The organism is Chthoniobacterales bacterium (assembly GCA_036569045.1).
In the GTDB taxonomy this organism is placed as follows: domain Bacteria; phylum Verrucomicrobiota; class Verrucomicrobiia; order Chthoniobacterales; family JAATET01; genus JAATET01.
Window position 1 is genome coordinate 18,572 of record DATCRI010000049.1, and the last position, 10,111, is coordinate 28,682.

General features: G+C 66.6%; 10 protein-coding genes. 3 read left to right on the plus strand and 7 right to left on the minus strand.

Going from position 1 to position 10,111, the window contains the following annotated elements; translation table 11 throughout:
• Positions 1-69: 69 nt before the first annotated feature.
• Both VIM61_09500 and VIM61_09505 read right to left on the minus strand, forming a co-directional pair.
• Positions 70-705 carry a helix-turn-helix transcriptional regulator gene (locus tag VIM61_09500; GenBank protein HEY8900634.1) on the minus strand — a complete coding sequence of 212 codons (636 nt, stop codon included), beginning with the start codon at positions 703-705 and terminating at the stop codon, positions 70-72.
• 80 nt (positions 706-785) lie between these two features.
• Entirely contained in the window at positions 786-989 is a 204-nt protein-coding gene (locus VIM61_09505; protein HEY8900635.1) for a hypothetical protein, read from the minus strand.
• Here VIM61_09505 and VIM61_09510 point away from each other — a divergent pair.
• Positions 988-1,962 (plus strand): fibronectin type III domain-containing protein, encoded by a 975-nt coding sequence (locus VIM61_09510; protein HEY8900636.1) that lies wholly within the window; start codon positions 988-990, stop codon positions 1,960-1,962. The two genes, VIM61_09505 and VIM61_09510, sit on opposite strands and share 2 nt — an antisense overlap.
• 96 nt (positions 1,963-2,058) lie before the next feature.
• On the opposite strand, the gene VIM61_09515 is transcribed toward VIM61_09510, so the two are convergent.
• The 3 genes from VIM61_09515 to VIM61_09525 form a co-directional block, all read right to left on the minus strand.
• Positions 2,059-2,535 carry a hypothetical protein gene (locus VIM61_09515; protein ID HEY8900637.1) on the minus strand — a complete coding sequence of 159 codons (477 nt, stop codon included), beginning with the start codon at positions 2,533-2,535 and terminating at the stop codon, positions 2,059-2,061.
• 18 nt (positions 2,536-2,553) lie between these two features.
• Positions 2,554-3,312, minus strand: coding sequence for a DUF2092 domain-containing protein (locus VIM61_09520; GenBank protein ID HEY8900638.1), 759 nt, complete (start codon positions 3,310-3,312; stop codon positions 2,554-2,556).
• Positions 3,313-3,406: 94 nt separating this feature from the next.
• Positions 3,407-4,789 (minus strand): serine hydrolase domain-containing protein, encoded by a 1,383-nt coding sequence (locus tag VIM61_09525; protein ID HEY8900639.1) that lies wholly within the window; start codon positions 4,787-4,789, stop codon positions 3,407-3,409.
• A gap of 195 nt (positions 4,790-4,984) precedes the next feature.
• On the opposite strand from VIM61_09525, the gene VIM61_09530 reads away from it, so the two are divergent.
• Both VIM61_09530 and VIM61_09535 read left to right on the plus strand, forming a co-directional pair.
• Positions 4,985-6,256 (plus strand): glycosyltransferase, encoded by a 1,272-nt coding sequence (locus tag VIM61_09530; protein ID HEY8900640.1) that lies wholly within the window; start codon positions 4,985-4,987, stop codon positions 6,254-6,256.
• Between the two features lie 7 nt (positions 6,257-6,263).
• Positions 6,264-8,063, plus strand: a complete 1,800-nt coding sequence (locus VIM61_09535; protein HEY8900641.1) for an ABC transporter transmembrane domain-containing protein — start codon at positions 6,264-6,266, stop codon at positions 8,061-8,063.
• A 1-nt stretch (position 8,064) separates the two neighbouring features.
• Here the strand turns inward: VIM61_09535 and VIM61_09540 are convergent, their stop codons facing one another.
• Both VIM61_09540 and VIM61_09545 read right to left on the minus strand, forming a co-directional pair.
• Complete coding sequence (locus VIM61_09540; protein ID HEY8900642.1) at positions 8,065-9,102, minus strand: M23 family metallopeptidase; 1,038 nt, start codon at positions 9,100-9,102, stop codon at positions 8,065-8,067.
• Between the two features lie 52 nt (positions 9,103-9,154).
• Positions 9,155-10,111, minus strand: a 957-nt coding sequence (locus VIM61_09545; GenBank protein ID HEY8900643.1) for a pyridoxal-phosphate dependent enzyme, incomplete at its 5' end; no start/stop codon positions are given.

A 10,111-nucleotide genomic window follows, 5' to 3' on the forward strand; every position in this document is an offset into this window, starting at 1 on the left:
CCGGACATCGGGGAATTCCCCGAATGCTGCGAGTCGTCTATCCGAGAGGCTCGCAAGGCGATGCGCGGGCTATTCCCAGCGCCCCGTGCGGCCAAGCAGCCAGCGGGTGAGAGAGGCGCGATTGGTCACGCCGACCTTCGCAAAAATATTGTCGCGATGCTTGCCGACGGTGCGTTCGCTGATGCCGAGAATTTGCCCGATTTCCATGTCGGTCTTTCCTTCGGCGATCCAGCGGGAGACTTCCTCCTCGCGCAATGTCAGCGCCCCCACCGCGCCGTCGACGCCGCGGGCCTCACCACGGCGCTCGCCGCTCGCCCGGGAATACGTCGTCAGCAACGTCGGCATGAGGCGCTGCGCAAGCGCTTCGCCGTCCTCCGGCACGGGCGTCATCCACCAGCCCACCCAGCGAGTGAGCGGGTCCACCCAGCCGAGCGCGAGGGCCACGCCGGCCTCGCTGCGCCAGACGATTTCCCCCCCGGTGCCGATCGCGGGGAGGCGCAAAGTTCCATTCCAGGCAGCCATGCGACGGTGGTCCGGCGCGCCCTCGATCCAGCGTCCCTCCGCATCCGCCTCGACCCAGCCGCGCGCGTTCAATCGTTCGCCACGCGCCAGCAATTCTCGCGAAAGGTCGCCGACGGATTCCGCTCGATGGAAGGCCTCCACCGTCTGCAGCAACCATTCATAATCCTCCGCTGTGAGTTCCATCCTATCCGCCACTAATACGCATTTTCAGCCTAGGGCGAAAATACGCCGTTTGGCTTATTCACAATTCCTAGGGCTCCCCGTTACATCCCATGGCCATGCGGGAAGATCGTTCGGGAGGTAGAAAAATTGACCAGTTTTCGGGTCGCAATTCCCTGTTTTTCACTGATCGAACGATGACGACGCGAGCTGTCGTTCCGCCCGTTGTCGCCGTCGATCCCTCCGCCGAAATTCCCACTCATTCTCTTCGAAAAAAAATCTCCTGCTCGCTTTTTTAGACGTTTCATGGCCAGCCAGAGGATTCCCCAGACGTATTCCCCCCTTGTCAGCCTCGCCGGCGATGCCGCGGACGGCGCTGCCACCCACGGGCCCGCCATCGGCCTCGTCGAGAACACGGCCGAGGCCATTCTTGCCGATCTCGAAGCGCTCGCCGGCCGCGCTGGCATTCCCTCGCTTTCCGGTCTGCCTGGCAATTTTGAAGTGATGCCCGTCGCCGGAATGCAGCCGCTTTATCTTGCGGCGAAGAGCCGTAAAACGGTGGTTACCGCCTCGCTCCGCACGATCGAATCGAACGCTCGCGCCTTTTGCGCCGCGGCGATCGATACGCTCCGGCCTCGCCTTGGGGAGAGGCGAAATGGCGATCCCGAGGCGTTCGGGCTCGAGGCGGGCGCACTTGCCATTCCCGCGGGCATCGCGCCGCTGCTCGCCGAAATTCACGCCCATTTTCTTCAGAATCCGTCTCACGAAAATCCCGACGCCGGGATCACCGCAGCGCACAGCGCCGCGTGGCGCGAGGCTCTCGCCGAGGCGCGCAAGGCCTCCAACGAAAGCAATGCCGCCTGCGGGCAGGCGAAGCTTGCGCGCGATACCGCCCAGGCCCGGCTTCATGAGCGCCTCGGAAATCTCGTCGTCGAGCTTGGCCGGTTGCTCGCTCCGGATGACTCCCGCTGGTATGCGTTTGGCTTCGATCGACCGGCCGATGGCGACCGCCCCGGGCCGATCGCGAACCTCGTTCTTACTCCCGGCTCCGCCGGCATGGTGCTGGCCGATTGGGATGACGCGCGGCGGGCCGACCGATATCGCGTCTATCGACAGACTCCGCACGAATCCGCGCCGATCGCCGTGGCTAATGCCGTGCTCGAAAGTGAATACACGCTCACCGGGCTGCCGAGCGGCCTGGTCGTGCGCATCAGCATCGTGCCCGTCAACGAGGCGGGCAGTGGTCCCGAATCCACCCCCGCCGAGATCCTTGTGCCGTAGAATTTCCCCGGTGGTGCGGTGAAACAGCCGCCGTCCTCCGCAAGGGGGGCGGCGGTTGATGGGGAAAGAAGATTGCCTCGCGGGGTAGGGGATCGATCACGGCACGACCACGTAGACCGTGGTGCCGCCGTAGAAGACCGGCTGATAGTAGACGCCGCCGACGTAGTAGCAGCTCACGCCGTGGTAAACGACGGTGGTGGCCCCGGAGGGAACCGTGCGGATGTAGGTGCCGGGCAGCGGGGCCGGCCGGGCGACGTAGCCGGCGCCGCCATAGCGCGTGTAGGCAGCGCCGTTCGCCGTGACGGCTCCCGCTCTGTAGCGCCCGGCGTAGGCGTCGACATTCGGGCCAGAGTAAGCGCCAAAACGCGGGGTGGAAACCGCGGTGCGACCCTCCGCGCCCTGCGCGGCAAACCCGCGAGGACCCACGTAGGCTTCGCCGCCGCGGGAGGTGTGGTAGGCGGTGCCGCGCCCAAAGGATTCGCTGCTCACGCCGTAAGGACGGGCCTCGGCGCGAGAGACGACGAAGAGGAACGCGGCGCCGGCGAGGGTCAGAAGAGCCGGGAGAGTTTTCATGATTTTCACGGGAGGAGGCTAGCGCGTGGTGGCGGAACGCATTTTCTCGACGCTCCACATCTCGATCTTCATGGCCCCCTTCGGCGGCGTGAAGGTGAAGTCGGCGGGCGTGGCTTTTGCGGCGAGGTCCCAGTGGTGGAACGTGACGCGGAGCCGGGGTTTCTCGGCGAAGGTCTTGAACGTGGCGACGAGCTTGCGCGGGAGGTGATCCTTCACGCCGATCCAGAGCTCGGCGTCCGCGTGGGGGCCCTGCAGCGACAGCCGGTCGCAGAGAACGCCGCCGATGCCGAGAAATCCTCCGCCAACGGTCGCGCGACCCAGCCAGGTGACCGTGGTCGCGTCCTTGCGGAGTTCGCGATAGGGATTGCTGAGCGCGAATTCGGCGAGCGGCGGCGTGAAGCCGAACTTCTCGTCGAGGCGGGCGATCAGCAGGTCCAGCGTGGCCGGCATGGGCACGACGGAATAGAAATTCGGGCGGGCTTCGAAAAGCGTGAGCGCGCGGCCGTCGGCGATGAACTCCCGCCGGCCACCCTTGCCCTCGGCGACGGCGGCAAAGCGGTCCGGGCGCTGCACGAGGATGGCGACGCGGGCCTTCAGCGGGCCGGAATCCAGACCGAGCAGCGCCCCGTCGATTTCTCGCGTGGCCGAGAAGCGGAACGTTTTCGCCGCCGCGAGCGTGTCCGACATTTGCCGGAGAATCTGGTCGCCGCTGGGCGAAGCGGCCTGGATGGGAAGAAACGGAACGACGAGGAGCCCGAGAAGGAGCAGTGGTCTCATGGAAGGGAGGGGACTTCGGTTAAGCGTAACTCGCGGCGGGCCGAAGTCCAGCGAGCGGCGGGAAATTCCGAGGGATTCTTGGAGGCCGGGCGGTCTAGCGTCGGTCGATCGTGATTTGCACGACCTTGGAGCGGCGGCCGAGCCGGTCCGCCGCGCGAAGAGAAATCGCGTTGCGCCCGGGGTGAAGGCGAACTTTTGCGGACCAGGATTCCCTGCCGGATGCGAGGCGCCAGGAACGTGAGCCCGAGGCAACCTGCACGCCGAGGATGCCGGCGGCGCTGCCGGCGCGACCGCGCAGGGTGACGACAGACGCGCTTGTGGAGCGGTGGCGCCTCCCGGCGACGCGAAGGGTCGTCGAGCGGGAAGGAATGGCCGACGCGAGCAGCGGCGTCATCTTCTGGAAAAGCTCCGTCGGGATGTGGTCGGGGTTCGACGCGTTCACGAAGATCACCACGGTCTCGTCGGCGACGAGGTTGTGCATCACGAGGCTCTGGTAGCCGAGAATGTCGGCGGTGTGGCCGATCCAGCCATCGATCCGGCCCAGGGCGAGGCCGTAGCGGTCGTAGAAGGGGCCGACACCGCTGGCGGAATCGACCATGCGCAGACGCTCGAGCTGGGCGCTGCGGCTAATGAGGGAGCCGCGGGCGAGCGAGCGTCCCCAAATGTGGATGTCGTCGAGCGTCGAGATCATGGCACCGGCGCCGGAGGAGCCAGAGGGCGAGCTTTCCGTGAGGTCGACGCGTCCCACATCGGCATCGAGGGTGGCGTAGCCGTGGGTGAAGGGGCTCGGAAGGAAAACGCCGGTGGGATAGCTCGTGTGGTCTAGACCGAGCGGGCGGATGAGATGGCGAGTGATCTCGGTGCGGAGGGGATTTCCGGTGACGCGCTCGATGACCATGCCGAGGAGCACGGTGTTGGTGTTCGAGTAGTGCCAGCCGTCGCCGGGCTTGAAGTAGGGCTTGTGCCGGTTCGCCACGGCGACGATCTGGCGGTCGGTCCAGGTCTTCGTCGGATGGAAGACGAAATCGATGATGAACGGCTGGTCCTCCGTGTAGTTGAAAATCCCGCTGGTCATGTTCGCAAGTTCGCGCAGGGTCGCGTCGCCGTTGCGCAGACCGGGCACGTATTTGTCGATCGGGTCGTCGAGGCTGAGTTTTCCTTCGTCCGCGAGCTGGAGAAGGCGCGTGACGGTGAAGGATTTTGTAATGCTGCCGATGCGCTGCGTGTTCGCCCGGGCCATCGGGGCGCCGGTCGCGATATCTGCGGTGCCGTGCCTGATCAGCGTGAAATCGCCCGCGGGACCCCAGATGCCGACGATGATGCCCGGCACGGTGCCCGACTGGACATACCCGTTGGCCAGGTCGCTGATCTTGTCCGTCGGGATCTTTGCCTGCGTCGGGATGACGCCCGCGAGAAGAAGCAGCAGGCCGGCGGTTGCGTGGAGCGGGGGTGGGAAGAAGGCGAATCCGTTCGGCATGGTGTCGATGTAGCACGATTCGCCCGATCGACAACCCCTCTCGATCGCCGAGGCCGAGCCGATCGTGCATGCAGGTCACCGCAAGCGCGCCGTCGCCCACGGCGAAGGCCACGCGCTTCGTCGTGCGACGGGAATCGACTCCCCGGGCGGAAATCGCTCGCCGCGCCGGGAGTTCGCCTTCACAGATAGTGGGGCATGCGCATCGTCTTTGCCTCCCTCGGCTCGCTGGGCGATCTGCACCCCCTGCTCGCACTGGCTCGTGCCGCCGCCGCGCGCGGACATGTGCCGGTGATCGCGGCATCGGTGGGCTTTCGCGGTTACGTGGAAGAGAATGGCTTCGGGTTTCACGCGATCCGCCCGGACTTTGCGTTCGAGCCGGGGCTCGTCGGTCACCTGTTTCATCCGCAACACGGGCCCGAGCGGCTCATGCGCGAACAGGTATTTCCCAATGTCCGGCAGACCTACGCCGATCTGCTCGCAGCCACCTCCGGCGCCGATCTGCTCGTCGTCGGCGAATTGCTCTACGTCGCGCCGCTCGTCGCTGCGGAACGCGGGATCCCCTGGGCGAATGCCATCCTTGCGCCAACGTCGTTTCTCTCCGCGTGGGACCCCTGCGTGCTCGCGCCGGTTCCCCAACTCTTCGTCCTGCGCCGGCTCGGGCGCTGGCCGTATCAACTGATCTTCGCGCTCGGGCGAATCGTCACCCGCCGGTGGAGCGCGCCGCTCGGCGCCTTCCGCGAGGAGCTCGGATTTGCCGCGGGCGCGAGCCCGGTCTTCGACGCCAAGCACTCGCCGTTGCTCACGCTTGCGCTTTTTCCGTCGTTTCTCGCCGCGCCGCAGCCCGACTGGCCGCCGCGCGTCGTGCAAACCGGCTTCCCGTTTTTCGAGCAGGCGATTCGGCCCGACGTCGCCGCGCGACTGGAGCGATTTCTGGCCGCGGGCGCCCCGCCCATCGTCTTCACGCTCGGGTCGAGCGTCGTGGAAATTGCGGAAAATTTCTACCAATGTGCGGCCGATACGGCCCGGCGGCTCGGGCGACGGGCGATCCTCCTCACCGGGCGAAATGCGGCGCCGGCGGAGCTCCCGGATTCGATCCTGGCGGTCGACTACGCGCCGCTCGATCGCGTGCTGCCGGCTGCCGCCGCCATGGTGCACCAGGGCGGCATCGGCACCTGCGGCGAGGCTCTGCGCTGGGGCGTGCCTTCGGTGGTGATCCCGTTTGGTTTCGACCAGCCGGACAATGCCGAGCGCCTGCGCCGTCTCGGCGTGGCCGCGGTGCTGCCGCGCGGGCGATTCTCGGCCGGTCGGCTCGAGGTCATGCTCCGGCGCGTGCTCGATGCGGCGCCGATGCGCGAGCGGGCGCGCGTCCTCGCCGCGCAGATCCACCCTGCGGCCGATCTGGAACGCTCGCTCGACGCGCTCGAGCGTCTCGTCGAAACTCCCCGCGTCCGCACGGCGGCGCTTTGAGTTTTTCATGACCGACGACATTTCCAATCCGCCCCGCCGCCGGCTCGGCGTCGAGGCCCTCCGGCAGGTCGCCGGCGTTTTTCGCTACCTCGCGCCGTATCGCGTGCGCTTCGCCGGGGCCATTCTCACGCTTCTCGTTTCCACGGTGGTCGGCCTGTCGTTCCCGTATCTCACCGGCCTGCTGCTCGATGCCGCCAGTGGCAAGGCCGAGAGGGGAGGCTGGACCGCCGACATCGACACGCTCGCGCTCGTGCTGCTCGGGACGCTCGCCGTGCAGGCGGTATTTTCGTTCTTCTCGACGTATTGGTTCTACGGGTGCGGCGAGAGCGCGACCGTCGATCTCCGGCGCGACATCTTCACGCGGCTGATCGGCCTGCCGATGAGCTTCTTTGCCCAGCGCCGCGTGGGCGAACTCTCGAGCCGCATGACGACCGATCTCACGCTGCTGCAGGACACGCTGACGATGACTGTCCCGCAATTCCTCCGGCAATGCCTGCTCATGACCGGCGGCATCACGCTCGTCGCCTGCACCTCGCTGCGGCTGACCGGCCTGATGATCTGCACGTTTCCCGTGCTCATTCTCGTGGCGATCCTGTTCGGTCGGCGCATTCGCGTGCACGCGCGGGAGGCGCAGGATCGCATGGCCGACAGCGTGACGGTGATCGAGGAGTCGCTGCAGGGCATCGCAAACGTGAAGGCGTTTGGCAACGAGCGCTTCGAACTGCGCCGTTACGCGGATGAGCTGGCCGCGTTCTTGCGCGTGATCCTGCGCACGGCGCGGCTGCGTGCCCTGATGGTGTCGTTCATCATCTTCGGCATCTTCGGCTCGATCGTGCTCGTCTTCTGGTATGGCGCGCATCTCATGCAGACCGGCGCGCTGACGTTCGGAGAGTTTACGCGGTTCATTCTCTACACGACGTTCGTCGGCGGATCGGTCGCGTCGTTTGCCGACGTGTTCAGTCACGTCCAGAAGACGCTCGGCGCCACGGAGCGCGTGCGCGAGCTGCTCGAGGAAACTCCGGAGATTGCGGCGACGGAGATTCTTCCCGCGTTCCCGCGAGTGACCGGGGATGTCGCCTTCGACGATGTGTCGTTCCGTTACCCAACGCGGCGGGAAACGCCCGTGCTGCGCCACCTCTCGCTCCACGCGCGGGCCGGCGAAAAGATTGCGCTGGTTGGGCCCAGCGGGGCGGGGAAGTCCACGATCGTCGCGATACTGCTGCGCTTCTACGAGCCCGACACGGGTGCGGTGCGTATCGACGGCCGCGCGGCCGCCGAGTTCTCGCTGCCGGAGCTGCGCGACCAGATGGCCGTCGTGCCGCAGGAGGTGCTGCTTTTTGGCGGCTCCATCGAGGAAAACATCCGCTACGGCCGCCCCGGCGCGACCCGCGAGGAGGTGATCGCCGCGTCGAAACAGGCCGCCTGTCACGAGTTCATCGAAAAATTTCCCGAAGGCTACGCGACGCTCGTCGGCGAACGCGGCGTGAAGCTCTCCGGCGGGCAGCGTCAGCGCATCGCCATTGCCCGGGCGTTGCTGAAGGATCCCGCGATCCTCATTCTCGACGAGGCCACGAGCGCGCTGGATTCCGAGAGCGAGCATCTCATCCAGCAGGCGCTCGGCGTGCTCCTCGAAGGGCGCACGGCGTTCATCATTGCGCACCGGCTCTCCACGATTCGCAAGGCCGACCGGATCTACGTGATCGAGGATGGCACGGTGCTGGAATCCGGCACGCACGACGAACTCGTGGCCCATGACGACGGCCGCTATCGCCGGCTGGCGGAAATGCAGTTCGGCCGCGTGGAGTGACTCAGAAACTTCCGCTCACGAGGCGCAGAAAATCCTGCCCTTTTCTGGTGAGCACGGGGCTTTTCGGCGTGCCCGAGATGTAACCCTTCGTCACGTAGGCCAGGGGGAATGCCGTCGGCGCGACGCTCACGACGGCGGCCGCGGTGACCGCTTCGCGCCATGGCTCGATCCGTAACGGCAGGCCGGAGCGCGCAAACGAGATCTTCCACGCCCGGGCTCCCGTGGCGTCTCCGCGAACCATCCACGGATAGAGCTTTGCCAGCGCGAACTTGTCGGTCGCGGGCACCACGGCGGACCACGTCACCGCCTCGGCGGAGAGGAACTCCGGAATGGTCAGCGTGGGCGATTTGCTTGCCGCGAGAAGCAGCCGGCCGACGTCCATCCCGGCAAGGTTCATTCCGTTGTAGAGCCCGTGAACATTGGCGTCCGCGGGGAACATGAGCTTGTGCCATTCGTCGAAATTCTCGCTGAGGAGCAGATTCACTTCGAAATGCACATGGGCTCGCCGACGGTCAATTCCGTCGCCTGTGTAACCCAGTCGCCCCAGCGCGTCGCCGCGCGCCACCTGCTGGCCGATCTGCACGGTGGTCGAGCTGAGGTGGGCGTAGAGCGAGTAGTAGAGGCAGCCGTTCCACTGGTGCTCGATGACGACGTAGCACCCGTAGTTCGACGCGCGCGGGGCGTTGTTCACGTGGACCACGCGCCCGGCGGCCGCGGCGGTCACGATGTCGAGCGGTTCTCCGGCGGCCGTCCGCTCCAGCGGCCTGATGTCGGCGCCCTCGTGAAGTCTCGTGTAGATGGTCCCGGCGGAAACGACCTTGGGATCACGCACGAAGCCGTATTGGCCGCCCTCCCAGGGCGTTGATTTCACGCCCTTGAAATTGCGATCGACGAACATGTAGAACCCGGCGCCATCGCCCTGGAGCAACGCGCGGTTGCGGGTGGGGAAACCCAGGTCCAGCGCCGGGGCGAGGGATTGCGTGGCGACCAGCAGCGCGAGCGCGAGCCATGGGGCGCGAAGGAGCGAGGGCGGATTCATGCGCCGTCTGTTTGACCACGACGGCGGGGGCGCCGACAAACCTTCTCCGCGCTCACCCGGCCAGGCGGGCGAGCGTCGCGGCGTCGACGGGTTTGCAGGATCGGTAGCCGTCGCCGTTCTCCGGGAGGGAGGCGAGAAAGGCATCGCGCGCGTCGGCCGTGGCGAAGTCGAGCCCGATGAGGGCGCGTCCGACCCGTTCGCCCGACTGGCGGTAGTTGAAGTAGCAGAGGCTCGCGCGGTCGCGGATTTGCTGCCCGAGGAAGTCGTGGAGGGCGCCGGGGCGCTCGTAGAAATCGAGCCGCAGGAATGCGGGGCACGTGAGCAGGTCGCCGCGCAGGGGGATGGCGCGAAAGGCGACGTCGATGGCGCCGGTGACGTCCTGCCACTCGTAGCCGGCGGCGTCGAGGCGAGCGGGAAGGGTGGCCAGGGCGGCAGGATCGTCGGCGGTGACCGCGAAGATCGGCCAGGCGTCGACGGCATCCTGTTTGCCGTATTGGAAATCGGTGACGTCGAACCCGGCGAAGCACGAATCGAGCAGCGCGAGCATGGTGCCGGCCTGCTCGGGAATGCGAATGCGCACGGCGCGGCCGGAGAGGTTGGTGGCGCCTTCGTTCTGCGCAATCAAGCCGAGCTGGAGGAAGTCGATGTTCGCGCCGGAGACGACGATGAGCACCCGCTTGCCGGCGAGCGCGGTGCGATTTTTCAGGACGGCGGCGAGGCCCATCGCGCCGGAGGGCTCGGAGATGCAGCGCAGGCTTTCCCAGAGGACGCGGATGGCCGAGCTGACTTCGGCATTTGTGACGGTCTCGATGCAATCGAGGGTGTCGCGGCAGATTTGGAAAGGCAGCGCGCCGGCCTTTCGCACGGCGGTGCCGTCGCAGAAGATGTCGACCTCGGACAGCTCGACGGGCGCGCCCTCGGCGAGCGCGGCCTTCATCGAGGCCTGGCCGATGCCTTCGACGCCGATTGCCTCGATGTGCGGCCAGTAGGTTTTCAGCCAGTTCGAGAC